This is a genomic window from Rhodococcus sp. RDE2 (assembly GCF_020885655.1).
Taxonomy (GTDB): domain Bacteria; phylum Actinomycetota; class Actinomycetes; order Mycobacteriales; family Mycobacteriaceae; genus Rhodococcus; species Rhodococcus pyridinivorans.
Genome location: NZ_AP025186.1, coordinates 2,916,560 through 2,942,831 on the forward strand (window position 1 = coordinate 2,916,560; position 26,272 = coordinate 2,942,831).

The 26,272-nt window shown below is 70.7% G+C and carries 24 protein-coding genes and 1 riboswitch; of the genes, 13 read left to right on the forward strand and 11 right to left on the reverse strand.

Annotated features, from left to right (window positions below; genetic code table 11):
- Window positions 1-146: 146 nt before the first annotated feature.
- The 7 genes from LPH33_RS13575 (at window position 147) to LPH33_RS13605 (ending at window position 7,447) form a co-directional block, all read left to right on the forward strand.
- Window positions 147-1,565: a FecCD family ABC transporter permease gene (locus LPH33_RS13575; protein WP_229564947.1), complete on the forward strand. Its 1,419-nt coding sequence runs from the start codon at window positions 147-149 to the stop codon at window positions 1,563-1,565.
- Window positions 1,562-2,698 carry a FecCD family ABC transporter permease gene (locus LPH33_RS13580; protein ID WP_229564948.1) on the forward strand — a complete coding sequence of 379 codons (1,137 nt, stop codon included), beginning with the start codon at window positions 1,562-1,564 and terminating at the stop codon, window positions 2,696-2,698. The genes LPH33_RS13575 and LPH33_RS13580 overlap by 4 nt, the downstream gene beginning before the upstream one ends.
- Window positions 2,695-3,567, forward strand: a complete 873-nt coding sequence (locus LPH33_RS13585; RefSeq protein ID WP_088899763.1) for an ABC transporter ATP-binding protein — start codon at window positions 2,695-2,697, stop codon at window positions 3,565-3,567. The genes LPH33_RS13580 and LPH33_RS13585 overlap by 4 nt, the downstream gene beginning before the upstream one ends.
- A 78-nt stretch (window positions 3,568-3,645) precedes the next feature.
- Complete coding sequence (locus LPH33_RS13590) at window positions 3,646-4,056, forward strand: BlaI/MecI/CopY family transcriptional regulator (protein ID WP_088899762.1); 411 nt, start codon at window positions 3,646-3,648, stop codon at window positions 4,054-4,056.
- 13 nt (window positions 4,057-4,069) lie between these two features.
- Window positions 4,070-5,020: a M56 family metallopeptidase gene (locus LPH33_RS13595; protein ID WP_088899761.1), complete on the forward strand. Its 951-nt coding sequence runs from the start codon at window positions 4,070-4,072 to the stop codon at window positions 5,018-5,020.
- A 71-nt stretch (window positions 5,021-5,091) separates the two neighbouring features.
- Complete coding sequence (gndA, locus tag LPH33_RS13600; RefSeq protein WP_088899760.1) at window positions 5,092-6,543, forward strand: NADP-dependent phosphogluconate dehydrogenase; 1,452 nt, start codon at window positions 5,092-5,094, stop codon at window positions 6,541-6,543.
- Window positions 6,544-6,547: 4 nt separating this feature from the next.
- On the forward strand, window positions 6,548-7,447 hold the full coding sequence (locus LPH33_RS13605) for a DMT family transporter (RefSeq protein WP_088899759.1): 900 nt from the start codon (window positions 6,548-6,550) through the stop codon (window positions 7,445-7,447).
- Here LPH33_RS13605 and LPH33_RS13610 read toward each other — a convergent pair.
- Complete coding sequence (locus LPH33_RS13610) at window positions 7,401-8,042, reverse strand: class I SAM-dependent methyltransferase (protein WP_088899758.1); 642 nt, start codon at window positions 8,040-8,042, stop codon at window positions 7,401-7,403. The genes LPH33_RS13605 and LPH33_RS13610 overlap by 47 nt on opposite strands.
- A 304-nt stretch (window positions 8,043-8,346) precedes the next feature.
- Between LPH33_RS13610 and LPH33_RS13615 the strand changes: the two genes are divergently transcribed.
- The 6 genes from LPH33_RS13615 (at window position 8,347) to LPH33_RS13640 (ending at window position 17,033) form a co-directional block, all read left to right on the forward strand.
- Window positions 8,347-9,708 (forward strand): hemolysin family protein, encoded by a 1,362-nt coding sequence (locus LPH33_RS13615; RefSeq protein ID WP_229564949.1) that lies wholly within the window; start codon window positions 8,347-8,349, stop codon window positions 9,706-9,708.
- Window positions 9,705-10,823 carry a hemolysin family protein gene (locus LPH33_RS13620; protein ID WP_229564950.1) on the forward strand — a complete coding sequence of 373 codons (1,119 nt, stop codon included), beginning with the start codon at window positions 9,705-9,707 and terminating at the stop codon, window positions 10,821-10,823. Before LPH33_RS13615 ends, LPH33_RS13620 begins: the two co-directional genes overlap by 4 nt.
- The gene (locus tag LPH33_RS13625; protein ID WP_160877866.1) at window positions 10,820-11,758 is read left to right on the forward strand and encodes a 3-methyladenine DNA glycosylase; all 939 of its coding nucleotides are present in this window, start codon (window positions 10,820-10,822) and stop codon (window positions 11,756-11,758) included. The genes LPH33_RS13620 and LPH33_RS13625 overlap by 4 nt, the downstream gene beginning before the upstream one ends.
- Before the next feature lie 66 nt (window positions 11,759-11,824).
- The gene (locus tag LPH33_RS13630; RefSeq protein WP_160877868.1) at window positions 11,825-14,008 is read left to right on the forward strand and encodes a malate synthase G; all 2,184 of its coding nucleotides are present in this window, start codon (window positions 11,825-11,827) and stop codon (window positions 14,006-14,008) included.
- A 143-nt stretch (window positions 14,009-14,151) separates the two neighbouring features.
- Window positions 14,152-15,885, forward strand: coding sequence for a substrate-binding domain-containing protein (locus LPH33_RS13635; protein WP_229564951.1), 1,734 nt, complete (start codon window positions 14,152-14,154; stop codon window positions 15,883-15,885).
- A 2-nt stretch (window positions 15,886-15,887) separates the two neighbouring features.
- Window positions 15,888-17,033, forward strand: a complete 1,146-nt coding sequence (locus tag LPH33_RS13640; protein ID WP_088899572.1) for a metallophosphoesterase — start codon at window positions 15,888-15,890, stop codon at window positions 17,031-17,033.
- A gap of 136 nt (window positions 17,034-17,169) precedes the next feature.
- Here the strand turns inward: LPH33_RS13640 and gcvP are convergent, their stop codons facing one another.
- From gcvP to LPH33_RS13690, 10 genes are all read right to left on the reverse strand, one after another.
- Window positions 17,170-20,022, reverse strand: coding sequence for an aminomethyl-transferring glycine dehydrogenase (gene gcvP, locus LPH33_RS13645; RefSeq protein WP_160877684.1), 2,853 nt, complete (start codon window positions 20,020-20,022; stop codon window positions 17,170-17,172).
- 162 nt (window positions 20,023-20,184) lie between these two features.
- A riboswitch (glycine riboswitch) is annotated at window positions 20,185-20,280 on the reverse strand.
- 116 nt (window positions 20,281-20,396) lie between these two features.
- Window positions 20,397-21,023, reverse strand: coding sequence for a MerR family transcriptional regulator (locus LPH33_RS13650; protein ID WP_016694271.1), 627 nt, complete (start codon window positions 21,021-21,023; stop codon window positions 20,397-20,399).
- Window positions 21,024-21,264: 241 nt separating this feature from the next.
- A complete protein-coding gene (locus LPH33_RS13655; RefSeq protein ID WP_059384135.1) occupies window positions 21,265-21,738 on the reverse strand; it encodes a bifunctional nuclease family protein in 474 nt (157 codons plus the stop codon).
- 149 nt (window positions 21,739-21,887) lie between these two features.
- On the reverse strand, window positions 21,888-22,625 hold the full coding sequence (locus tag LPH33_RS13660) for a MerR family transcriptional regulator (RefSeq protein ID WP_160877682.1): 738 nt from the start codon (window positions 22,623-22,625) through the stop codon (window positions 21,888-21,890).
- Window positions 22,625-23,086: a glycogen accumulation regulator GarA gene (gene garA / locus LPH33_RS13665; RefSeq protein WP_006552746.1), complete on the reverse strand. Its 462-nt coding sequence runs from the start codon at window positions 23,084-23,086 to the stop codon at window positions 22,625-22,627. The genes LPH33_RS13660 and garA overlap by 1 nt, the downstream gene beginning before the upstream one ends.
- A gap of 155 nt (window positions 23,087-23,241) precedes the next feature.
- Window positions 23,242-23,646 (reverse strand): glycine cleavage system protein GcvH, encoded by a 405-nt coding sequence (gene gcvH / locus LPH33_RS13670; protein WP_160877680.1) that lies wholly within the window; start codon window positions 23,644-23,646, stop codon window positions 23,242-23,244.
- A 42-nt stretch (window positions 23,647-23,688) separates the two neighbouring features.
- A complete protein-coding gene (locus LPH33_RS13675; protein ID WP_229564952.1) occupies window positions 23,689-24,432 on the reverse strand; it encodes a DUF881 domain-containing protein in 744 nt (247 codons plus the stop codon).
- A gap of 2 nt (window positions 24,433-24,434) precedes the next feature.
- Window positions 24,435-24,794: a small basic family protein gene (locus LPH33_RS13680; RefSeq protein WP_006552743.1), complete on the reverse strand. Its 360-nt coding sequence runs from the start codon at window positions 24,792-24,794 to the stop codon at window positions 24,435-24,437.
- Window positions 24,791-25,654, reverse strand: coding sequence for a DUF881 domain-containing protein (locus LPH33_RS13685; protein ID WP_229564953.1), 864 nt, complete (start codon window positions 25,652-25,654; stop codon window positions 24,791-24,793). The genes LPH33_RS13680 and LPH33_RS13685 overlap by 4 nt, the downstream gene beginning before the upstream one ends.
- Before the next feature lie 4 nt (window positions 25,655-25,658).
- A complete protein-coding gene (locus tag LPH33_RS13690) occupies window positions 25,659-26,261 on the reverse strand; it encodes a CDP-alcohol phosphatidyltransferase family protein (RefSeq protein ID WP_229564954.1) in 603 nt (200 codons plus the stop codon).
- Between the last annotated feature and the right edge of the window lie 11 nt (window positions 26,262-26,272).

Sequence of the window (26,272 nt, forward strand, 5' to 3'; positions counted from 1 at the left end):
GCATCCGGGGGTGGTGTGCGCAACCCCATCCCCTACTCCCGCCGACACATAGGATTCCGTAACCTAACTCCGAAGGCCTTCGCGTTCCCCACGATCCGCGACGACCCGAACCGCACCACCGCCTTCCCGAGGAGCACCCCGCGCCCGTGACCGTCACCCCCCACGCCCCACCGGACGCCGACCCGACCGCCCCGCCCCGCCCGGGCCGCCGGATCGCCGCCGTCCTGTGCGACCTCGCGCTCCTCGCCATCCCCCTGCTCGTCGGCGCCCTCGTCGTCGACACCCTCGCCGACGCCAACGGCGGCGGCCAGACCGACCGCATCGTCTTCGGCGGCGCCGCCCTGGCCGCCGCCGCCGGACTGCTGTGGTGGAACCACGGCTACCGCGCCGGCCGCACCGGCCAAAGCCTGGGCCTGCAATGGACCGGGCTCGTACTGCGCGACCGCACCACCACCGGACCGGCCGGCACCCGCCGCGCCCTGCTGCGCCGCGGCACCGAGATCGTCACCGAACGCCACGCCCGCCACGACGACTTCACCCCCCGCCCCACCGACAGCAGCGTCGCCGCGCTGCGCCGCCGGCGCCTGCTCGGCCTGGCCGCGCTGCTCGTGCTGCTCGCGCTCGGCGCGCTCGCCAGCATCGCCGTCGGCGCCCGCCCGATGACCTTCGCGGAGGTCTTCCACGCCCTCGTCGTCAACGACGGCTCCGAAACCGACGTGATCGTGCACTCGCTGCGCGTCCCCCGCACCCTGCTCGCGCTGCTGGTCGGCATCGCGCTCGGCGTCGCCGGGGCACTCATCCAGGGGCACACCCGCAACCCGCTCGCCGACGCCGGCCTGCTCGGCATCAACGCCGGCGCCGCCTTCCTCGTGGTGTTGTCGATCTACCTGTTCGGGCTCTCCACCCCGGCGCAGTACCTGTGGTTCGCCTTCGCCGGCTCCGCCCTCGCCAGCATCGTCGTGTTCGGGTTCGCGTCCATCGGCAACGGCGGCTCGAGTCCGCTCAGCCTCGCGTTGGCGGGCGCGGCGGTCGCGTTCTTCCTGCAGGCGATGATCCAGACCATCGTGCTGCTCGACCAGACCAGCCTCGACGGCTACCGCTTCTGGGTGGTCGGCTCCGTCGCCGGCCGCGGCATGGACGTCTTCTGGCAGGTGTTGCCGTTCATCGTCGTCGGACTGCTCGTCGCGCTCGCCTCCACCCCGGCCCTGAATCTGCTCAGCCTCGGCGAGGACGTCGCCCGCTCGCTCGGCACCAACGTCGTCACCACCCGGGTGATCGGCATCGCCGCGATCACCGTGCTCACCGGCGCCGCCACCGCCGCGTGCGGACCGATCGCGTTCGTCGGGCTGATCGTCCCGCACATCGCCCGCGCGGTCACCGGCCCCGACTACCGCTGGCTCGTGCCCTACGCCGGGCTGCTCGGCGGGGCGCTGCTCGTCCTCGCCGACGTCGTCGGCCGCATCGTGGTGCGCCCCGGCGAACTGCAGGTCGGCATCGTCCTCGCCCTCATCGGTGCCCCCTTCTTCATCGCCCTCGTCCGTCGCCGGAAGCTGGTGGCCCTGTGAACGACACCCCCACCCCCTCCCTCGACAAGGACGAACCGACGACGGGCAAGCGCCGCTCACCCGTGCAGGTCTCCACCCGCGTCCCGGGCCGGCCCGCCTTCCGGCTCGGCTCCCTCTCGGTGGTCTGGCGCGCCCGCATGGTCATCGTGTGCGCGCTGATCGTCGTCGCCACCGCGGTGCTGCTGTCGATCTCCCTCGGCCGCGGCGACTACCCGCTCAGCCCCCTGCAGGTCGTCGAGGTGCTCCTCGGCGGCGGCGAACGCCTCGACCGGTTCATCGTCTTCGACCTGCGCCTGCCGCGCGGGATCGCCGCCGTGGTCGTCGGCGCCGCCCTCGCCGTCTCCGGCGCCATCACCCAATCGGTGTCCCGCAACGCCCTGGCCAGCCCCGACATCCTCGGCATCACCGCCGGCGCCTCCGCCGCCGCCGTCGCCCTGATCGTCGTCACCAGCGGCGGCTCCATCGTCGGACTGCTCGCCACCCTCGGGTTGCCGATGTCGGCGCTGCTCGGCGCGCTGCTCACCGCCACCGTCATCTACCTGCTGGCCTGGCGGCGCGGCGCCGACGGCTTCCGGCTCGTGCTCATCGGCATCGGCGTCAACGCCATGCTCATCGCCGTAACCCAGTGGATGCTCGTCTCCGCCGACATCAACGACGTCAGCCGCGCCCAGGTGTGGCTGACCGGCTCCCTCAACGGCGTGTCCTGGAGCCAGGTGGTGCCCGCCGCGATCGCGCTGCTGCTCGTCGGCGGCTGGGCCGCGACCGCCTCCTTCACCGTCGGGGCGTTGCGCCTCGGCGACGACACCGCCCGCTCCCTCGGCGTGAAGCTGCAGACCCAGCAGGCGCTGCTGCTCATCGCGGCGTGCGCGCTCGCCGCCGTCGCCACCGCCGCCGCCGGACCCATCGGCTTCGTCGCCCTCGCCGCCCCGCAGATCGCCCTGCGCCTCGTCGGGTCGGCGGGCAGCCCGATCATCGCCTCCGCCCTGACCGGCGCGCTGTTCGTCGTCGCCGCCGACCTGATCGCCCGCACCATCCTGCCGGTGCCGCTGCCGGTCGGGCTGGTCACCTCCGCGCTCGGCGGTCCCTTCCTGCTGTACCTGCTGGTGCGTTCCAACCGAAAGGTCTCCCGATGACCGACACCCATCTGCCCCCCGCCCCGGCCCCCGGCCCGATCGAGCACGCGGCGCCGCGGCTGGTCGCCGAACACATCAGCCTCGGCTACGGCGAACGGCTCATCGTCGACGACCTGGACCTGTCCATCCCCACCGGCGTGGTCACCACCGTCATCGGCCCCAACGGCTGCGGCAAATCCACCCTGCTGCGCGCACTGAGCCGGCTGCTCAAACCCCGCACCGGCACCGTGCTGCTCGACGGCCACGACATCACCACCATGCGCACCCGCGAGGTCGCCCGGGTGCTCGGCATGTTGCCGCAGGCCCCCGTCGCCCCCGAAGGGCTCACCGTCGCCGACCTGGTCTCCCGCGGCCGGCACCCGCACCAATCGTGGTTCCGGCAGTGGTCCTCCGACGACGAGGACGAGGTCGCCATCGCCCTCGACCGCACCGGCATCGCCGACCTCGCCGACCGGCCCATCGACGAACTGTCCGGCGGGCAACGGCAACGCGCCTGGATCTCCATGGCACTCGCGCAGGGCACCGACATCCTGCTGCTCGACGAACCGACCACCTATCTCGACCTCGCGCACTCGGTGGAGGTCCTCGACCTCGTCGACCGATTGCACAGCGAACTCGGCCGCACCGTGGTGATGGTGCTGCACGACCTGAACCTCGCCGTGCGCTACAGCGACCACCTGGTGGTGATGAAGGACGGCCGCGTCGTCGCCTCCGGGGTGCCCTCGGAGGTGATCTCCGTCGAGTTGCTGCGCGAGGTGTTCGATCTCGACGCGTCGGTCATCGACGATCCGGTGTCCGACCGGCCGCTGATCGTGCCCATCGGCACCCGCCACGTCTACGGCGCCGCCGGAGGTCCCCACCGCCGGTGACGATGGTCCCACCGCAGGTCAGACCCTACGACTAGGGGTAGTACGCACATTCGTCGGAGAAATCCGTAGAATCGACCCATGGCAGCACTCGGCGAACTCGAACGCGCAGTGATGGACCACCTGTGGTCCACCCCCGAACCACAGACCGTCCGGCAGGTCCACGAAGCCCTCTCGGCTCGACGCAACCTCGCGTACACCACCGTCATGACGGTCCTGCAGCGCCTCGCCAAGAAGAACCTCGTCATCCAGCAACGCGACGACCGCGCCCACCGCTACCTGCCGGTGCACGGCCGCGACGAACTCGTCGCCAGCCTCATGGTCGACGCCCTCGACCAGGCCGACGAGACCGCCGGCCGCGCCGCCGCCCTCGTCCACTTCGTCGGCCGCGTCGGCGCCGACGAAGCCGCCGCCCTGCGCGCGGCGCTGGCGAAACTCGAAGCGCAACACGGCGACGACACCACCGGCCACGACACCGAGCGGGCCGGCTGACACACTCGATGTCATGAACGCGACCACGGCGCTGTTCTTCGGAACCACAGCGCTTCTCCTCGCCGGTCCGGTGCCGGGGCTGCTCGCCCGCGCCACCTGGCCGCACCGCAACCCCCGGGCCGCCCTCGTGCTGTGGCAGTCCGTGGCCCTGGCGGCGGTGCTCTCCGCGTTCTCCTGCGGCCTGGCCATCGCCGCCCGCCTCCTCGTACCCGGCGCCGACGGCCGACCCACCACCGGCCCCCTCGAAGAGATCGACGCCCTCGGTCTGCCCCTGTGGCTGACCTACGTCATCGTCTTCGCCCTGACCGTGTTCATCGGGGCCCGCCTGACCTTCTCCATGCTGCGCGTCGCGGTGCGCACCCGCCGCCGCCGCTCCCGCCACCGCATGCTCGTCGACCTGCTCGACCGCCGCGAGAGCGGCGCCGCCGTCCGCCACCACCCGCACGTGCGGATCCTCGACACCGCCGACCCCATCGCCTACTGCCTCCCCGGGCTGCGGCACCGGGTGGTGCTCAGCGAAGGCACCCTCGACAACCTCGGCGACGACGAACTACGCGCGATTCTGCGCCACGAACACTCCCACCTGCGCGCCCGCCACGACCTCATCCTCGAGGCGTTCACCGCCGTCTACGAAGCGTTCCCCCGCGTCGTGCGCTCCGGCTCGGCGCTCGGCTCGGTGAAACTGCTCGTCGAGCTGCTCGCCGACGACTCCGCCGTCCGCAAGACCGGCCCCGCCCCGCTGGCCCGCGCCCTCGTCGCCTGCGCCGGCGCCCACACCCCCACCGGCGCGCTCGCCGTCGGCGGTCCGAGCACCGTGCTGCGCGTGCAACGCCTCACCGGACCGGGCCCCAACCTCGGCATTTCCGCCGCCGCCTACACCGCCGCCGCCGCCATCCTCGTCGTGCCCACCATCGCCGTGGCGGTGCCCTGGCTCACCGAACTGTCCCTGCTGCTCGGCCTCTGAGCCGCGACACGCCGCACCGTTCGGCCCGCCCCGATTTCGATCGGCCCCCGTTTCGGGGGAAGCTGTAGACCATGACCGTCGAACGCACCGAAACACCGCAGGCCCAGATCGGCGTGACCGGACTGGCCGTGATGGGCTCGAACATCGCCCGCAACTTCGCCCGCAACGGCTACACCGTCGCCCTCCACAACCGCAGCATCGCCAAGACCGACGCGTTGCTCGCCGAGCACGGCAGCGACGGCACCTTCGTCCGCACCGAAACCATCGACGACTTCGTCGCCGCCCTCGAGAAGCCGCGCCGCGTCCTGATCATGGTCAAGGCCGGCGCCGCCACCGACGCGGTCATCGACGAGCTCGCCGACGCGATGGAACCCGGCGACATCATCATCGACGGCGGCAACGCCCTCTACACCGACACCATCCGCCGCGAAGCCGCCCTGCGCGCCCGCGGCCTGCACTTCGTCGGCGCCGGCATCTCCGGCGGCGAGGAAGGCGCCCTCAACGGCCCGTCCATCATGCCCGGCGGCCCCGCCGAATCGTACGAGGCGCTCGGCCCGCTGCTCGAGAAGATCGCCGCCCAGGTCGACGGCACCCCCTGCTGCACCCACATCGGCCCCGACGGCGCCGGCCACTTCGTGAAGATGGTGCACAACGGCATCGAATACGCCGACATGCAGCTCATCGGCGAGGCCTACCACCTGCTGCGCGACGCCCTCGGCTACGACGCCGGACAGATCGCCGACGTCTTCGCCGACTGGAACACCGGCACCCTCGAGTCCTATCTCATCGAGATCACCGCCGACGTGCTGCGCCAGACCGACGCCGCCACCGGCAAACCCCTCGTCGACGTCATCGTCGACGCCGCCGAACAGAAGGGCACCGGCCGCTGGACCGTCAAGGCCGCCCTCGACCTCGGCGTGCCGGTCACCGGCATCGCCGAAGCGGTCTTCGCCCGCGCCCTGTCCGGCTCCCGCGACCAGCGCGCCGCCGCCCGCGGCCTCGCCGCCGGCAACCTCGGCGCCGCCCCCACCGACGCCGCGCAGTTCACCGAGGACATCCGCGCCGCCCTGTACGCGTCGAAGATCGTCGCCTACGCGCAGGGCTTCGACCAGATCGCCGCCGGCAGCGCCGAATACGGCTGGAACGTCGACCGCGCCGCGCTCGCGACGATCTGGCGCGGCGGCTGCATCATCCGCGCCCAGTTCCTCAACCGCATCAAGGAGGCCTACGACGCCGACCCGACGCTGCCCAGCCTGATCCTCGCGCCGTACTTCCGCGACGCCATCGAGATCGGCATCGACAGCTGGCGCCGCGTCGTGGTCACCGCCACCCAGCTCGGCATCCCCGTCCCGGCGTTCGCGTCGTCGCTGTCCTACTACGACGGGCTGCGCGCCGACCGGCTGCCCGCCGCCCTCACCCAGGGCCAGCGCGACTTCTTCGGTGCCCACACCTACGAGCGCACCGACCGCCCCGGCAAGTTCCACACCCTGTGGAGCGGAGACCGCTCCGAAGTGCAGGCCTGACCCGATGACGGGCACGGCAGTCGCCGTCCTGTGCGCGCTCGCCGCCGCCGCGCTCATCGCGGTCGGCAGTGTCGCGCAACAGAGCTCGGCCGCTGCCGTGCCCGACACCGACTCGCTCGTCGGCTCGCTGCTGCGCAGCCCCCGCTGGTGGGCCGGGATCCTCGGCGACGGCGGCAGCTACATCCTGCAGGTCGTCGCGCTCACATTCGGGTCGGTGCTGCTCGTCCAGCCCCTGCTCGTCGCGTCGCTGCTGTTCGCGTTGCCGCTCGCCGCCGCCACCACCGGCCGCCGCGTCACCCGCACCACCTGGTTGCTCGCCGGCGCCTTGTGCGCGGCGCTGGCCATCTTCCTGCTCGTGGGCAACCCCACCGAAGGCACCGGCGACGCCGCCGCCGTCCGGTGGGCGCTGCCGCTCGGTCTGGTGCTCGCCGTCACCGCCGCCGCCGTCGTCGTCGCCCTGCTGTCACCGCGGCTGCGGGCGCTGGCGTTCGGCATCGCCGCCGGCATCCTCTACGGCGTGACCAGCGCGTTCACCAAACACGTCACCGACCTCGCCGAACACGGCATCGTCCCGCTGCTCGGCTCGTGGCAGACCTGGACGCTCGTCGCCGCCGGCGCCGCCGCGATCTACCTGCAGCAACGCGCCTTCCAGTCCGGATCGCTCACCGCCTCGCTGCCCGCCCTGACCGTCGGCGAACCGCTCGCCGCGATCGTGCTCGGCATGACCGTGCTCGGCGAACACCTGCGCACCGACGGGCCCGGGCGGATCCTCGTCGGCGCCGCCGTCATCGTGATGCTCGTGACCACCGTGGCGCTCTCCCGCGCCCAGGCCGCCGACACCCCCACCGACACCGCGGCTACGCCCGCCCCAGCACCGCCACCAGAAACTCCGCATCGTCGCTGAACGGCCGCAGATCCCAGGTCGAGAGCCGCACCTGCACCGACAACCCCGCCTGCTGCGCGTCCGCGAAGAACTCCTCGAACGGATACTCACGACCCGCCCCGAAACCGATCACCGCCCGGCCCTGCGGCGCCAGGTGCGCCGCGAAATTGCGCAACACCGCCACCCGCGTCGACGGCGCCACGAAGGTCATCACGTTGCCCGCGCACACGATCACATCGAAATCCGCGTCGACACCGCGGGCCGGCAGATCCAGCTCGGCCAGATCCCCGACCAGCCACCGCGGCCCCGGATGATCCTCCTCCGCCGCCGCGATCAGCACCGGATCGACATCCACCCCGACCACACGGTGCCCGGCCCGATGCAGATAACCGCCGAGCCGGCCCGGTCCGCACCCGGCGTCGAGGATCCGCGCCCCACGCGGCACCATCGCATCGATCAACCGGGCCTCCCCGACGGTGTCCTGCCCCCGGGCGACCATGGTGCGGAACCGTTCGACGTACCACGACGAATGCGCCGGATTCTCCGCCACGATCTCCTCCCACCGGCTCGGCACCCGCTCGCCGCCACCGTGTTCCGGACCCTCGCCGCTGCTCATCCACGCTCCTTCGCTCCACCGGGACACCTGCTCGATCCCCACCGTAGGCGCCGCGCCGTCACCGGCACCGCGACACACGGCAACCACCCTCAGTAGAATCGGTACCCGTCGAAACCACTTCCGGCAGGCGGACACCGTCCGCGACCGGACCCGACGAGAGGACACCGGTGCCCGCGGCACCCACCACCACCCCACCGCCCGACACCTCCTCCCCCTGCACGGAGTGCGACTCCGGGCCGGAAGGATCCTCTATCGGGCCGGGTCACCACCCCGGCCACCACCCCGCCCGGCAGGACCGCCCCTGATGTCCGTCCTGTTCGATATCGCCGCCCTCCTCGGCTTCGTCGCGCTCACCGCCGGCACCGCCCTGTTCGTCGCCGCCGAGTTCTCCCTGACCGCCCTCGAACGCAGCGCCGTCGACGCGCACGCCCACGACGGCGACCGCCGCGCCCGGCAGGTCCAGCACGCGCACCGCACCCTGTCGTTCCAGCTGTCCGGCGCCCAGCTCGGCATCACCATCACCACACTGATCACCGGCTATCTCGCCGAACCGATCCTCGCGCAGTTCTTCACCCCACTGTTCGACGCGCTCGGCCTGAGCACCTCCGTCGCCTCGACCGTCTCGCTGGTCCTCGCGCTGCTCATCGCCACGTCCTTCTCCATGGTCTTCGGCGAACTCGTCCCCAAGAACATCGCCATCGCCCGGCCCATGGGCACCGCCCGCGCCACCGCCGGCCTCCAGCTGGCGTTCTCGCTGCTGTTCCGCTGGGCGATCCTCGGACTCAACGGCGCCGCCAACCACATCGTGCGGCGCCTCGGCATCGAACCGGCCGAGGAACTGCGCTCGGCGCGTTCCCCGCAGGAACTCGGTTCGCTGGTGCGCGCCTCGGCCCGCAGCGGCACCCTCGACGAGCACACCGCCCGCCTTGTCTACCGCTCCCTGCAGTTCGGGGACCGCACCGCCGAGGACCTCATGACCCCACGCAGCACCGTCGAGAGCCTCGACCGCAACGCCACCGTCCTCGATCTGATCGAGCTGTCCGCCCGCACCGGCTACTCGCGCTTCCCGATCGTCGACGGCGACCTCGACGCCCCACTCGGCGTCGTGCATGTCAAGCACGCGTTCACCGTGCCCGGCCCGGCGCGCGGCACCACCGCCGTCGGCGCCCTCGCCCGCCGCGTGCCCACCGTGCCGTCCAGCCTCGACGGCGACACCGTCATGGAACGGGTGCGTTCGGACGGCATGCAGGTCGCGCTCGTCGTCGACGAATACGGCGGTACCGCCGGGCTGATCACGATGGAGGACCTCGTCGAGGAGATCGTCGGCGACGTCCGCGACGAACACGACGAGACCGAACTCGACGCCCACCGCGACGGGGAGGGCTGGTCGTGCACGGGTCTGCTGCGCACCGACGAGCTCGCCCAGCTCACCGGCTACCGTGCCCCCGACGGCGACTACGAGACCCTCGCCGGGCTGATCCTCACCGAACTCGGCCGTATCCCCGAGGTCGACGACGAGATCCAGCTGCCGCTGCGCCGCGACGAACGCGACCTCACCTGGTACGCGCGCATCCTCGAGATGGACGGGCACCGCATCGACCGGGTGCTGCTCGTCCCCGGCGCCGCCCCCGAGAACCCCGACGGCGAGGGTGGTGAGCAGCGATGAGCGACTGGTTCGGGATCGTCCTCGCCGTGCTGCTGCTCGCCGGCAACGCCTTCTTCGTCGGCGCCGAGTTCTCCCTCATCACCGTCCGCCGCGACCGCCTCGAGACGCTGCTCGCCCAGGGCAAGACCCGCGCCCGCACCGTCATCCACGCCGGCGAACACCTCTCGCTCATGCTCGCCGGCTCCCAGCTCGGCATCACGATCTGCTCGATCCTGCTCGGCCGCGTCGCCGAACCGGCCATCGCGCACCTGATCGAGGTGCCGCTGCATGCGGCCGGGGTGCCCGACGCGCTGCTGCACCCCATCGCGTTCACCATCGGGCTCACGATCGTGGTGGTGCTGCACATCCTGCTCGGCGAGATGGTGCCGAAGAACATCGCCATCGCCGGCCCGGAACGCGCCGCGATGCTGCTCGTGCCGATCCACCTGCTGTTCATGCGACCCGCCCGGCCGGTCATCGCGTTCTACAACCTGTGCGCCAACGCCACCCTGCGAGCGGCGCACATCGACCCGAAGGACGAACTCGACACCTCCGTCTCCGCCGTGGAGCTCACCGAGATGATCGGTGAATCCCGCTCCGAGGGACTGCTCGACGCAGAGGAACACAAGCGCCTCACCCGCGCCCTGGCCACCGGCAACCGCACCGTCGCCGACGTGATGATCCCGCTCGCCCGGGTACGCACCGTCCCGCACACCGGCGCGGGCCCGACCCTCGGCGACGTCGAGCACGCGGTCACCACCACCGGCTTCTCCCGGTATCCCACGCGCCGACCCGACGGCACGATCACCGGCTACGTGCACATCAAGGACGTGCTCGATCTGGTGCGGGAACAGTCCACCGGTCCCGAGACCGTCATCCCCGCCGCGGTGATCCGGAAGCTGCCGACCATCGGGATCGGCGACGGTCTCGACGAGGCGCTCGCCGCGCTGCGACGCAGCAACGCGCATCTGGCCGGGGTGACCGACACCACCGGAACACTGCGGGGCATCGTCGCGCTCGAGGACCTCGTGGAAGAGTTCGTCGGGACGGTCCGCGACGCCACCCACCGGGTCGCGGACCCGCTGGGCAACCGCCCCCGCACGACCGCACCCCGATCGACCGAACGAGAACCATGACCCGTTCCCCGTCCGTGACCGACCGCCCGGCGATCCTCACCGAGACCGAGTGGACCGCGCGGCGCGACGTTCACCACGCTGTGGTGGACGAGTTGCTCGCCGGGCATCTCGAGCGACGCGCCGCCGGCCGCGCCCATCCGGTGCACGACTTCCTGTTCACCTACTACAGCCTGCGGCCGAGTCAGCTGCGGCGCTGGCATCCCGGATTCGGCACCGTGCTGCTCGGCGCGGCCGCGGTGCGCGACTACCGCGACCATCCCGGCTACGAGCGGGTCACCGTCGACGGGCAGCCGGGCGTGCGGGTGGCCCGGGAGGTGCTCGACCGGCGCATCGACACCGTCGATTTCGTGGCGGGACTGCTCACCGCGACGGCCTCCCGCCCGCCGCAGCTCGGCTGCTTCGGATTGCACGAATGGGCGATGGTGTACCGGGCGGGGGCCGACGGGGTGCGGCATTCGTCGGTGCCGTTGCGGCTCGGCCACACCGGAACCGACGCGGTGGTGGAATCAATGCAGCTCCGATGCACCCATTACGACGCGTTCCGGTTCTTCACCCCCGACGCCGTCCCGCGCAACGCCACCGAACTGTCCCGCGACCAGCAGGTGCGCAGCGAACAACCCGGCTGCCTGCACGCCGGCATGGATCTGTACAAGTGGTCCTACAAGCTGCTGCCGTTGACAGATTCGAAGCTGACGGTGCGGTGCCTGCGACACGCGTCCGCAGCCCGTGAATTGGACATGCGGGCGAGCCCGTATGATCTCGAGGACTACGGCTACTCGCCCATCAGGATCGAGACTGCCGCCGGACGCGCACAGTACGTCCGCGAGCAGTCGGCGCTCACCCGTCGCGCCGCAGCTCTGAGAGAAGAGCTGGTGAATCGATGTACCGCCCTGCAGGCGCACAGAACCACTGCGCCCGTTACTACCGGCGGGTAACATAATCGACGATTCCGTGCGGCCGGGACGTTTCCGGCCGCACAGCAACCGGAAAGAGTGAGGGTGATGACAGAACGCGTGCAGGTCGGCGGACTTCAGATCGCGCAGGTTCTCTACGACTTCATCAACAACGAGGCCATCCCCGGCAGCGGAGTCGACGCGGACACCTTCTGGGCAGGTGCCGACAAGATCGTCCACGACCTCGCCCCCAAGAACCGGGCACTGCTCGCCAAGCGTGACGACCTCCAGGCCCGGATCGACGGCTGGCACCGCGACCGCGCCGGACAACCCCACGACCCGGTCGCCTACAAGGCCTTCCTCGAAGAGATCGGCTACCTCGTCCCGGCACCCGAGCCGTTCACCATCGGCACCGAGAACGTCGACACCGAGATCGCCGAGACCGCCGGCCCGCAGCTCGTCGTGCCCGTCCTCAACGCCCGCTTCGCGCTCAACGCCTCCAACGCGCGCTGGGGATCGCTCTACGACGCCCTCTACGGCACCGACGTCATCCCCGAAGAAGGCGGCGCCGAGAAGGGCACCGGCTACAACAAGGTCCGCGGCGACAAGGTCATCGCCTGGGCCCGCGACTTCCTCGACAAGGCCGCACCCCTCGCCCACGGCTCGCACACCGACTCCACCGGCTACAGCATCGACGGCACCGAACTGAAGGTCACCCTCGGCGACGGCACCGTCACCGGCCTCGCCCAGCCCGACAAGCTCGTCGGCTACCTCGGCGACAAGGCCACCCCCTCCTCGGTGCTGCTGCGCAACCACGGCCTGCACATCGACATCCAGATCGACCCCGAGTCCCCCATCGGCAGCACCGACGCCGCCGGCGTCAAGGACGTCGTCCTCGAATCCGCCGTCACCACCATCATGGACTTCGAGGACTCCGTCGCCGCCGTCGACGCCGACGACAAGGTCATCGGCTACCGCAACTGGCTCGGCCTCAACCGCGGCGACCTGTCCGAGTCCTTCGACAAGGGCGGCAAGACCCTCACCCGCACGCTCAACCCGAACCGCGTCTACACCGCCCTCGACGGCAGCGACCTCGAACTGCACGGCCGCTCCCTGCTGTTCGTCCGCAACGTCGGACACCTCATGACCAACCCCGCCGTCCTCGACCGCGACGGCAACGAGGTCCCCGAAGGCATCCTCGACGCACTCGTCACCAGCCTCTGCGCCATCCACGGCCTGCACATCGACGAGGACCACGGCCCGCTCGCCAACAGCCGCACCGGCTCGATCTACATCGTCAAGCCCAAGCAGCACGGCCCCGAGGAATCCGCCTTCACCACCGAACTGTTCGGCCGCGTCGAAGAGGTCCTCTCCCTGCCCACCAACACCCTCAAGGTCGGCATCATGGACGAGGAGCGACGCACCACCGTCAACCTCGCCGCCTGCATCAAGGCCGCCTCCGACCGCGTCGTGTTCATCAACACCGGCTTCCTCGACCGCACCGGCGACGAGATCCACACCTCCATGGAGGCCGGCCCCGTCGTCCGCAAGGCCGCCATGAAGCAGCAGCGCTGGATCGCCGCCTACGAGGACTGGAACGTCGACACCGGCCTCGCCTGCGGCCTGCAGGGCAAGGCCCAGATCGGCAAGGGCATGTGGGCCATGACCGACCTCATGCGCGACATGGTCGAGCAGAAGATCGGCCAGCCCAAGGCCGGCGCCAACACCGCCTGGGTGCCCTCACCCACCGGCGCCACCCTGCACGCCACCCACTACCACGAGGTCGACGTCTTCGCCGTCCAGAACGAACTCAAGGGCAAGGCCCGCGCCACCGTCGACGACATCCTCACCATCCCCCTCGCCGAGAACCCGAACTGGTCCGACGAGGAGAAGCGCGAAGAACTCGACAACAACTGCCAGTCCATCCTCGGCTACGTCGTGCGCTGGATCGACGCCGGCGTCGGCTGCTCCAAGGTCCCCGACATCCACGACGTCGCACTCATGGAGGACCGCGCCACCCTGCGCATCTCCAGCCAGCTCCTCGCCAACTGGATCCGCCACGACGTCGTCACCGCCGACGAGGTCATCGCCTCCCTCGAGCGCATGGCACCCGTCGTCGACCGGCAGAACGAAGGCGACCCCGGCTACCGGCCGCTCGCCCCGAACTTCGACGACAACATCGCCTTCCAGGCCGCCAAGGAACTCATCCTCGAAGGCACCACGCAGCCCAGCGGCTACACCGAGCCGATCCTGCACCGCCGTCGCCGCGAGAACAAGGCCAAGTTCGCCTGACCCGCACACCGACACCACAGGGCCCCGATCCACACCGGATCGGGGCCCTGCCCGTCCCCGCCCCGCGCGGCGGAGCCAGGTCACATCCCGCCGCTCACTAGACTCGACCATCGGATCGACGAACGAAACGAGGCGGACACGACGTGGGCGGGCGACATCGCGGCAGCGGACGACGAGGAATCAGCACGAGCGTCATCGTGGTCGCCGTAGGCGTAGTACTCGCCCTGCTCGCCGTCCTCGGCTGGTTCCGCCTGCGCGACAACATCGACAACCAGGCCACCGCCGCCGCCGAAACCTGCGTCGAAGGCGACACCGTCCTGCACATCGCCGCCGACCCCCTCATCGCCCCCGCCCTCACCGAACTCGCCGAACAGTGGACCGACGGCGGCGTCCGCGTCATCCGCGACCACTGCGTCACCGCCGAGATCACCGCCGTCGACAGCCTCGCCGCCGCCGACACCCTCGCCGCCGGCACCTGGGATCCGGCGCTCGGCCCCGAACCCGCCCTGTGGGTGCCCCTCGACACCCGCATGAGCGCCCGCGCCGCCGACGCCGTCGACGGCACCCCCCGACCCCTCGCCACCTCCCCGGTCGTGCTCGCCGTCCCCACCGACCTCGGCCGCGCCCTCACCACCGCCACCGTCCGCTGGCAGGACCTGCCCCGACTCCAGAACGACCCCGCCGCCATGCGCGAGAGCGGACTCGACATCTGGGGCACCCTCGGCCTCGCCCTGCCCACCGGCACCGAGACCCACGCCACCACCCTCGCCCTCGAAGCGGTCACCGCCGCCACCACCGGCATCGGCGCCGGACCGGTCACCCTCGAACAGGCCGCCACCCCCGCCGCCATCACCGCCGTGAGCACCCTCGCGCTCGGCGCCGACACCCTCGGCGCGGTCGGCACCACCGCCGACACCCTCGCGGCGCTCGGCGCCCACCCCGACACCGAGGCACCGATCCACGCCGTGCCGGTCGTCGAACAGCAACTGCACCGTGCCCTCGCCGACGGGCAGGTCCGCGGCCTCACCGGTCACCTGCCGATCGGCGTCGCACCCGTCGTCGACTTCCCCACCGCCGTCGTCGACGCCCCCTGGGTCGACGAGACCCTCGCTCGCGCCGCCGCGGAGTTCACCGACTACGCGCGTCGCCCCGAACAGGCCGGCGTCCTCACCTCCCACGGCTTCCGCACCGCCGACACCGTCCCGGAACCCGCCGGGGAACTGCCGCTGCCCCGCGTCGACACCGTCCTCGCCCCCGCCGACCCCACCGTCGACGACGTCCTCGTCGCACTGCGTCTCGCCCCGGTGTCCCCGCGCAAGGTCACCATGGTCGTCGACACCTCCACCTCCATGGGTGCCCCCGCCGGAGACGGCACCCGCCTCACCGCCACCGCAGGTGCTGTGCGCGAGGCCATGCGCCGCGCCTCCATCAACTCGGTGATGGGCATGTACGTCTTCGCCGACACCCCAGAGGGGCACCGCGTCGCCGTGATCCGTGACGGCCTCACCGAGTCCAAGCGCGCGGCGATGTCCTCGATCCTCGACGACATCGACCTCGTCGACCGCGAACCCGTCTACGCCACCCTCACCGCCGCCTACCGCGACGCCGTCGACAACTACGACCCGGGCCGACCCAACTCCGTGCTCGTCGTCGTCGACAGCGACGACCCCGACGAGGCGGCCGCCCGCGACCTGCGCGCCGCGATCGACGAACTCTCGTCCCCCGCCACCCCCGTGCGGATCGACGTGGTCGTCCTCGGCGACCGCACCGACCCCGTCCTCGAGCAGGCCGCCGAGGCCACCGACGGCAGCCTCACCGTCGTCGACACCACCGACCCGGCCGACCTCACCGACCTCCTCCGAAAGCTGACGTCCTGACCGTGCTTCGACTTCTCGTCGTGGGGGTCTTCCTCGCCCTCCTCACCTACCTGCTGCATCGACGACTCGTCCGGGCACCCGGCCTGCCGCGTCCTGCCGCCCTCGCCGCCGCCCTCGTCCTGGCGGCGATGTTCGTGCTCACGCTCGTTGCCTCCGGGGTGGGCACGGTGCTCGACCCCGCTTGGGCCCGTCCCTTCGGGTTCCTCGGCTGGAGCTGGCTCGCCGTGGTGCTGTACCTGATGCTCGGTCTCCTGCTCATCGGAGCGGGGTTGCTCGTCGCCCGCCTCGCCCGGCGCGGACGCCCCGGGCCGACCACCGACGAGACCCCGCGACGGGGGCTGCGCATCGCGACCGCCGTGCTCGTCGTCGCCGCGGTCGCCGCCGTCGGATACGGCACGGTCGAGGCCGACCGGCCGCGGATCGTCACCGTGCCCGTCGCCCTGCAGGACCTGCCCGCAGGCTTCGACGGCGCCCGCATCGCGCTCGTCACCGACCTGCACGTCGGACCCGCCCGCGGCGCCGACTTCGTGCAACGCGTCGTCGACCTCGTCGCCGAAGAGCAACCCGACCTGATCGTGCTCGGCGGCGACCTCGCCGACGGCACCGTCGAACTCGTCGGCTCCGACCTCGAGCCGCTCCGGCAGCTGCAGGCCCCGCTCGGGGTGTACGGCGTCAGCGGCAACCACGAGTACTACTCCGACGACGCCGAATCATGGCTCGACCACTGGGAGACCCTCGGTGTACGCGCCCTGCGCAACGAGCACGTCGTCCTCGAACGCGACGGCGACGTCGTCGCGCTCGCCGGCGTCCACGACTACACCGCCACCGAACCCCACCACCCCGACATGCCCGCCGCCCTCGACGGCATCGCGGACGGTACCCCGGTGATCCTCGCAGCCCACCAGCCCCGGCACGTCGACGAGGCCCGCGAACTCGGAGTCGACCTGCAACTGTCCGGGCACACCCACGGCGGGCAGATGTGGCCGCTGCGACCGTTCGTCTCCCTCGCCAACCCCACCGTCACCGGACTCGACCGCTTCGGCGACACGCAGATCTACACGTCCCAGGGCACCGGCGCGTGGGGACCGCCCGTGCGGGTCGGCACCCCACCGGAGATCTCCATCCTCGAGCTGACCGCCGCGAACTGACGTCCCTTCGCTCTGGGACTTGGTGAGTTGTGTTGTTAACGGGGAGGCATTCTGTATTTCTATGGTTTCCGTCCGGTTCGGAGTTACCCAACCGATGAAGATGGCCGACGGACGGGTCCGTCGGCCATCCCCGGCGTCAGCCGCTGTACGCCTCCAAGGGCGGGCACGAGCACACCAGATTCCGGTCGCCGTGTGCGCCGTCGATACGCCGCACCGCCGGCCACACCTTGGCCCGGCTCTTCCCCATCGGGAACACCGCGATCTCCCGCGAGTACGGGTGGTCCCACTCGCCCACCAGGCATTCCGCGGTATGCGGAGCCCCACGCAGCGGGTTGTCGTCCACCGGCCACTCCCCTGCCCCGACCCGGTCGATCTCACCGCGGATCGAGATCATCGCCTCGATGAACGCGTCGAGTTCGGCGATGTCCTCGCTCTCGGTGGGCTCGACCATGAGGGTGCCGGCCACCGGGAAGCTCATCGTCGGCGCGTGGAAACCGTAGTCGGCCAGACGCTTCGCGACGTCGTCGACCGTCACCCCCGTCGCCTTCGTCAGCGGACGCAGATCGAGGATGCACTCATGGGCGACCATGCCGGTCTCCCCCGTGTACAGCACCGGGAAGTACTCGTCGAGACGACGGGCGATGTAGTTGGCCGACGCGATCGCCGTCAGCGACGCGCGACGCAGTCCCTCGGCACCCATCATCTTGATGTACGCCCAGGTGATCGGCAGGATCGACGCCGACCCGTAGGGCGCCGCCGAGACCGGTCCCGCTCCCCCGAGTCCGGGCTCCGCGGGGTGGCCCGGCAGGTACGGGGCCAGATGCGAGCGGACCCCGATCGGGCCGACACCCGGACCGCCACCACCGTGCGGGATGCAGAAGGTCTTGTGCAGGTTCAGGTGGCTCACATCGCCCCCGAACCTGCCCGGCCGCGCCAGACCCACCAGCGCGTTGAGGTTGGCGCCGTCGATGTACACCTGACCGCCGGCGTCGTGCACGGCACCGCAGATGTCGGCGATGTCGTGCTCGTAGACACCGTGGGTGGACGGGTAGGTGATCATGATCGCGGCCAGGCGCGCACCGTGGTCGGCGATCTTGGCGCGCAGGTCGTCGAGATCGACGTCGCCGTTCGGGCGGCACGCGACGACCTCGACACGCATGCCCGCCATCACGGCGGATGCGGCGTTGGTGCCGTGCGCGCTCGACGGGATCAGGCAGATGTCCCGATCGGTGTCGCCGCGGTCGAGGTGGTAGTGACGGATTGCGAGCAGACCCGCGTACTCGCCCTGGCTGCCGGCGTTGGGCTGCAGGCTCACGGCGTCGTACCCCGTCACCGCGGCGAGCCAGCCCTCCAGGTCGGCGATCAGACGGCGGATGCCGGCCGTCTGGTCCGCCGGAGCGAACGGATGCAGACCCGCGAACTCGGGCCAGGTGATGGCCTCCATCTCGGCGGCGGCGTTGAGCTTCATCGTGCACGAGCCCAGCGGGATCATCGTCCGGTCGAGGGCGAGGTCCTTGTCGGACAGGCGCCGCAGATACCGCATCATCGCGGTCTCGGTGCGGTAGCGGGTGAACGCCTCGTGCTGCAGGAACTCGCTGGTGCGGGCCAGGGCCTGCGGCAGCGCCGTTCCCCCGGCGGCCTCACCGGCGGTGACACCGAAGGCGCCCAGGATCGCGTCCACGTGCGCCGCGGTGGTGGCCTCGTCGCACGAGATCGACACGTGATCGTCGTCGACCCGGTACAGGTTGATGCCGGCCTCGAGGGCGGCGGCGAGCACGGCGTCGGCGCGCCCCGGCACGCGCACGAGGACGGTGTCGAAGAACTCGTCGTGGACGACCTCGACGCCACCGGCGCGCAGAGCGTCGGCGAGTCGACGGGCGTGCCCGGCCACGCGGCGGGCGATGCCGGTGAGGCCTTCGGCGCCGTGGTACGAGGCGTACATGGCCGCGAGCACGGCGAGGAGCACCTGGGCGGTACAGATGTTGCTGGTGGCCTTCTCACGGCGGATGTGCTGCTCACGGGTCTGCAACGCGAGGCGGTAGGCCGGGTTGCCGTCCGCGTCCACCGAGACACCGACGAGACGGCCGGGCAGGGTGCGGGTGTGGGCGCTGCCGACGGCGAGGTAGCCGGCGTGCGGCCCACCGAAGCCCATCGGCACACCGAACCGCTGGGTGGTGCCGAAGCACGCGTCGGCGCCCTGCTCCCCGGGCGGGGTGATCAGGGTCATGGCCAGCAGGTCGGCGCCGACGGCGACGAGCGCGCCGCGGTCGTGGGCGGACGCGATGATCGGAGCGGCGTCGATGATGCGTCCCGAGGCGCCGGGCACCTGGAGGATCACACCGAAGAACTCACCTTCGGGCAGTCCGTCGGCGGCGAGGTCGGCGGTGACGATCTCGATGCCGAGCGGTTCGGCGCGGGTCGCCAGCACCGCGGCGGTCTGCGCGAACAGGTCGGCGTCGACGACCAGGCGGGGGCTCTTGGACTTGCGGTTCGCGCGGCGCAGCAGGGTCATCGCCTCGGCGGCGGCGGTGGCCTCGTCGAGCATCGACGAGTTCGCGATCTCCATGCCGGTCAGGTCGGCGACCATGGTCTGGAAGTTCAGCAGCGCCTCGAGGCGTCCCTGGCTGATCTCCGGCTGGTAGGGGGTGTAGGCCGTGTACCAGGCGGGGTTCTCGATGATGTTGCGCAGCAGCACGGGCGGTGTGAGCGTGTCGTAGTAGCCGTGACCGATCATCGACGTCGCCACGGTGTTCTGCGACGCGAGTGCCTTCAGTTCGGCGAGTACGTCGTGCTCGGAGCGGGGCGCGTCGAGGACGTCGAGGCCGGTCGGCACGTTGTCTGCTCGGTCGTCGAGGATGGCGGCCGGCACCGCGGCGGTGGCGAGGGCGTCGAGCGAATCGACTCCGACGACGTCGAGGATCCGGTTCAGGCCGGCGGTGTCGGGGCCGATGTGGCGATCGGCGAAGTTCGAGGTGACGGCATCTGTCATCGCAGCTCCCGGGCTGGTCGGCGAGGTCCACGTGCGCGCGGTCGCGCGAGGTGGTTCCTCCCCCTCTGTCGTGAGCTCGCGGGGCGAGCGCCTGAGAGATTCGGCCGGCCAGAGCCTTTCCCCGTGGGCGGGCGGGTGCTCCCACCGCTTTCCAGAGACGTCGGAGCTCACGCGGTCCCGGTTGCCTGAGAGATTGACGGGGAGGTGCTGCTCCTTCGGCGCCCGGCTCGGTGTCCGGGTCTCTCCCGCGTGATGGCGACGCGCCTTCGAGTCTAGAACACGGCGCGGGGGTCGAAATACCGCAGGTGCGGAAAGCGCCGCAGGCGGTGGAGTGGAGCGGTCATGTGGTCGGCCGATGCGGCCTCGGTGGTGGGTCAGCCGATGCGGCGGTTGATGCGTTCGCGGCGACGCGACGCGAGTTCGTCCTCGGGGCGTTCCTCGACGCCGCCGCCGTCGGCGCGTTCGGCGGGGAAATCGGCGATGCTGCCGGTGAGCTCGCGCATCGCGCCGCTCACTGCGATCCCGAAGACGCCCTGGCCGCCCTGGAGCAGGTCGACGACCTCTTCGGGCGACGTGCATTCGTAGACGGTGGTGCCGTCGGAGAAGAGGGTGATCTTCGCGAGGTCGCCCACCCCGCGGCTGCGGAGATGGTCGACGGCGACGCGGATGTTCTGCAGCGAGACGCCGGTGTCGAGCAGGCGCTTGACGATCTTGAGGACGAGGATGTCCTTGAACGAGTACAGCCGTTGGCTACCGGAGCCGGCAGCCCCGCGGATGGACGGTACGACCAGATTCGTGCGGGCCCAGTAGTCGAGCTGGCGGTAGCTGATACCCGCGATCTGGCAGGCGATGGGCACGCGGTAGCCGACGAGCTCGTCGGGTACCGAGTTGTCCGGAAACAGGCCCGGTTGGATCTCGTCGGTCTCGTTCGTCCGCGGCGCCGGATTCGAGCGATCGCCGGAATCGACGCCGAGTGGCTGTCCCTTCGTCCGATCTCGCACTACTGACTCCCTCTCGCGCGCCCAGTTCTGCCTCGCAACGATCGATTGGCGGATCCCCCCGACCACATCCGATCATCGAGCGCTCCCAGGCTCACCGAGTCATCCCTGGCGGATCAACTCAGCGTACGCTCCGGTGTTGGGCGCTGGGCTGCAACACGCCGACCGGAAGGCAACGTTCGACATTACTACCGTTACGGCCGACGCGCGCGTCAACGCTCGCCGCCGTGCGAACGGACGGCGTTCAGCCGTCCGTCGCCTTGAAATCGTCGGGCGAGACGGAATCGAGGAACTCCTTGAACTTCTCGACCTCGTCCTCCCGTTCGTCGGGCATGACCAGTCCTGCCTCGGTGAGCACCGGTTCCTCGACGTGGACCGGCGCGCCGATGCGCAAGGCCACTGCCACCCCGTCGGAGGGCCGGCAGGACACGCGCATCCCTCCGTCGAAGACCAGATCCGCGTAGAACGTCCCCTCACGCAGGTCGACGATGCGCACCTCGCGCAGGTTGTGACCGAACGCCTCGAGGAGGTTCTTGATCAGGTCGTGGGTCAGCGGTCGTGCCGGTTCGACCCCCTGCTGTTCGAGGGCGATGGCGGTCGCTTCGTTCTGCCCGATCCAGATCGGCAGATACCGATCGCCGTCGACCTCCCGCAGCAGGAGGACAGGCTGGTTCTGCGGTTGTTCGATACGAATCCCTACTATCCGCATCTCGCTCATCGCGATGCCTCCGTCCTGCTGCTCGTCGGTGGTGGGACCACCCGACAGGTACTGCCTGGAATTCTAGTGTCCTCCAGCGCATCCGTCAGGTGCCGTAGGTCACCACCCGACGGAGGGCCGTGGACGCGATCGGCGACGAGTTCGTCGCCTCAGCGGTCGAGTGCCCCCTGCACCGCCGCCTTCACCAGGCAGGTGTGCAATGTCAACGACAGTGCGGCCAGTTCGCGCACCATCTCCTCGGCGCGCTGCCGCGCCCCCGCGTCGCGGCCCTTCGCGATCGGGCCGGCGATCTGCGCGACGAGCGCGGCCTCGCGGTCGGCGGCGAGCTTGAACGCCCGCAGGTGCCGAACCTCGAGACCGAACTCCGCCATCGCCTTCGCCGTGCGGGCGAGCAGCACCGCGTCCTCGTCGAAGAAACCGGCCGGGCCCGGCTTGACCAGACCCGCCCCCACCAGCTCGGTGAGGAAGGACGCGTCGATCCCCGCGCGGGTGCACAGATCGTCGCGGCTCACCCGGATCTCGCGGTCGGTGCGCAGATCCTCCGGCGAGACTTCCCCGCGGGCGACCGCCAGCGGGCGCGGCCGGGTGATCCGGGTCTCGACCGATCCCACCGTGGCGGCGCCGCGGTCGATCGCCTCGAGCTGCTCCTTGATCACCTTGAGCGGAAGGTACTGATCGCGTTGCGCGGTGAGCACGTACCGCAGACGCTCGCAGTCGGCGATCGAGAAGCGTCGGTAGCCCGAGGGGGTGCGTTCCGGGCTGATCAGTCCCTCGGCCTCGAGGAACCGGATCTTCGAGATCGTCACGTCCGGGAATTCCGGACGCAGGCGGTCGAGCACCGACCCGATCGACATTCCGGCCGGCGCCGGCTGGCGGGCCGCGGTCATCAGCTACCTGCGCCCTGGTTACCTCGCGGACCGGTCAGGAACACCAGCCGGAACTTACCGATCTGCACCTCGTCGCCGTTCGCGAGGACGGCGGAGTCGACCGGCTCGCGGTTGACGTAGGTGCCGTTGAGGCTTCCCACGTCGACGACCTGGAATTCGCCCTCGTCCTGGCGGAACTCGGCGTGCCGACGGCTGACGGTCACGTCGTCGAGGAAGATGTCGCTGTCGGGATGCCGGCCCGCCGAGGTGGTGGGCTGGTCGAGCAGGAAGCGCGATCCTGCATTGGGCCCCCGCTTGACGACCAGCAGCGCCGATCCGGCGGGCAGGCCCTCGACACCCGAGACGGGCGCTTCGGTGGTGGCCGAACCTGCGCCTTCCACTTCGTTCAGGAAGTCGGCGCGAAATACCGAAGTGGTCTCTGCAGGAGTCTCCTCGTAGCCCGCGTTGCCGTTCTCGCTCACCGTTTCTCCTTATCCGTTCGACCACCCGGGTGATCCCGGGCGGTCGCTGATTCGTTCGCCCCGTTCAGGTCCGACACGGCACACGCCATATCCGACCGTACCCCGCGCGGGGGTACTGACGCAGACAGTCGCGGTCACGTTACCTGTCGGGTCCGTCAGCCTTCCGTGATCCCGCGGTAACCTTCCGCGTCGAGCGTCTCCGCGAGGGCCTCGTCGAGGTCGCTCTCGCTGCCGACCTCCACGTCGACGAGCCAGCCCTCCTCGTACGGGCTGCTGTTCACCAGTTCGGGATTCGCGTCGAGTTCCGTGTTGACGGCGGTCACCTTCGCGGTCAGCGGCGCGAACACGTCCGACACGCTCTTGGTGGACTCGACCTCTCCGAAGGACTCGCCGGCAGCGATCTCGGCGCCCGCCTCCGGCAGCTGCACGAAGACCACGTCGCCGAGTTGGGACTGTGCGTAGTCGGTGATCCCGATGCGCACGGTCGTCGCGCCCGTCCTGCGCACCCACTCGTGCTCGGGGGTGTACCGCAGATCCTCGGGTGTCGCGAAATCGGTCAAGACTGGTCCTTTCGGAGACGACGTTCGACCGGAACGTCGGATTCAGTTACCGGGCTGAGAGTATTGGCGTGGCTCGATCTCCCGCAAGGCGGACACCTCCACCTGCGGAGACTGTTCCACGGACAATGATCCGCCCGCACGGGCGACCGTGTCGACCACTCCGCCGGGAATGTTCAGCGCGGCGGCGAGAGTCGGTCCGTCGCCGATGGCGGTGACGGTGTACGGAGCGTCGAGTCGGCGGTCGTCGACGACGATGTCGCCGCCCGGTCCGGTGACCCACGAATCGACTCCGATGCGCACGGTCTCCCCGTTCGCCCCGGCGATCTGCATCGTGTCGGCACCCGCCGCGCGCAGCTCCTGGATCATGTCGAGCAGCACCTCCGATCCGACGCCTTGGCGCGGATCGTCGACGGTGAGAACCACTCCGGGTCCGGTGGCGGGTTCGGTGCCGAGCTGGACGGACAACGTGTACAGACGCGTACGGGCCTCCTCGAGTGCCGCTTCCGAGCCTTCCTGTTCGAGACTCGAGAGGGTGCGCTCGAGTTCGGTGATCTCCTGGCGGAGAGCGGCTTCGCGGCGATTGAGGTTGTCGAGCAGCACGAGCAGGTCCGCGGGGCGCGCCGAGTCGAGGGCGTCGCCGGTGTCGGTGGTGCGCACCTGGGTGGCGATGCCGGCGCCGAGCAGGACGACCAGAATCGCCGCGAGGACGAGGAAGACGCGTTGCGAGCGGGTGGCGCGCGCAGTGCCGGTGTCGGGTGCGGGGCCGGGTTGTTGCGGTTCGGTCACGGTCAGGCTCCGAACAGGCGACGACGTAGGGCGGCAGCGTTTCCGAAGATGCGGATGCCGAGGACGACGATGACGGCGGTCGACAGCTGGGTGCCCACCCCGAGTTGGTCGCCGAGCCACACGATCAGTGCGGCGACGAGGACGTTGAAGACGAACGACACCACGAACACCTTCGCGTCGAAGATGTCGTCGAGATAGGCGCGCAGCCCGCCGAAGACCGTGTCGAGCGCGGCGACCACCGCGATGGGCAGGTAGGGCTGCACGACGTCGGGTACCTGTGGGCTGAACACGATTCCGGCGCCGATCCCGATCGCCAGTGCGAGCACCGCGTAGAGCGCGTGACCGTGTTCGAGTCGCTTCACCTGTACCCCGTTTCTCCGCTGCTGCCGAGCTTCCGGACCGTGGCGGCCGGAAACTCGAGATCGTCCTCCTCGGCGAGGGTGAATCCCACCCCGTAGAGCTGTTGGATCCCCGCGATGCGCAGGTAGGCGTCGCTGACGACGAAGGACGTCTGCAGCCGGGACGGAGAACCCACCGCCGAGACCGTGTACGGGGAGAATACGGGTCGGTTGTCGACGAGCATCGCTCCCCCGGCCTGCCGGATGGTGACGCCGGGGCCAACCCGCACGCCACCGACCTCGACGGCCTCCGCACCGGCCGCCCACAGCGCGTTGACGACCGACTGCAGGTCGCGGTCGAGGACGAGCGCGGTGGGCCGGTCCTCGAGTCGCGCCGCATCCGACAGGTTCGGTCGCGCGGCGGGTTCGGTGAGGGTGACCGTGATCCCCGGACCGCGCACGGGTGTTGCCGCGGCTGCGGTCTCGGCGTCGCGGAGTTCGTCGAGGACGCTTGCGCCGTCGCCTCCGTCGGAGAACAGGGCGGTGCGTCGTTCGTCGATCGCGGCGCCGAGTTCGTCCCGCCGAGCGGTGAGCGCGTCGATGCGTTCGTCCCCTGCCCGGAGGGAGTCGAGGATCTCGGCGCGGGTGCTGTCGGTGCCTGCCTGCACGTCGGCGTTCTGCGCGTACGCGACGCCGATCACGAGGCCGGCGAGGAGAACTCCGGCGCCGAGCCACGCGCGCGAAGCCCGTGGAGAGGTGCTCGGGCGCCCTGCGGCCCGGTCCGCGGCGGACGCGGCGTAGCCGGGGTCGAGATGATCCTCGAGGAGCGACTTCAGGAGCGAGGGCACCGGATTGCGCCGGATGCGTTCCCACGCGCGGCTCATCGAATCACCGTCCGGCCGGCACGATCCGTGCCGTCGCGACGGCCTGCCCGAGGTACAGCAGTCCGGTCCACACGTACAGCACGGTCCCCCAGATCAGGGCGGCCCAGCCGAGTGGGCCGGTGATCGGCTCCGAGGCGGGCACGGCGACGGCCCCGAGCATCAGTGGCAGCGCGCACATGAGCAGGAAGGTCGCGCCCTTGCCGAGGTAGAGCACGTCCGGCGGGGGCAGTTCCCGGCGCCGGTAGACGGCCAGGGTCGGGGCCAGGACGAGTTCGCGGCCGACGAGGATCACGGCGATCCACCAGGGCACGATGTCGCGCGCCACGAGGGCGACGAGGGTGGCCACGATGTAGAGGCGGTCGACGGCGGGATCGAGAAGGGCGCCGAGGCGGGAGGTCTGGTCGAGCAGCCGGGCGAGTTTGCCGTCGGCCCAGTCGGTGATGCTGCTCGCGGCCAGCAGGATCAGCGCCCAGACGTCGGCGTGGGCGACGAGGACGAGATAGAGGAAGACGGGCACACCCAGCAGCCGGACGAAACTGAGGACGTTCGGCACGGTGAGGATGCGGTCCGATCCGCGCGCGGCGGCGGTTCCGGTCGCATCGGTCATGGTGGGGCCGC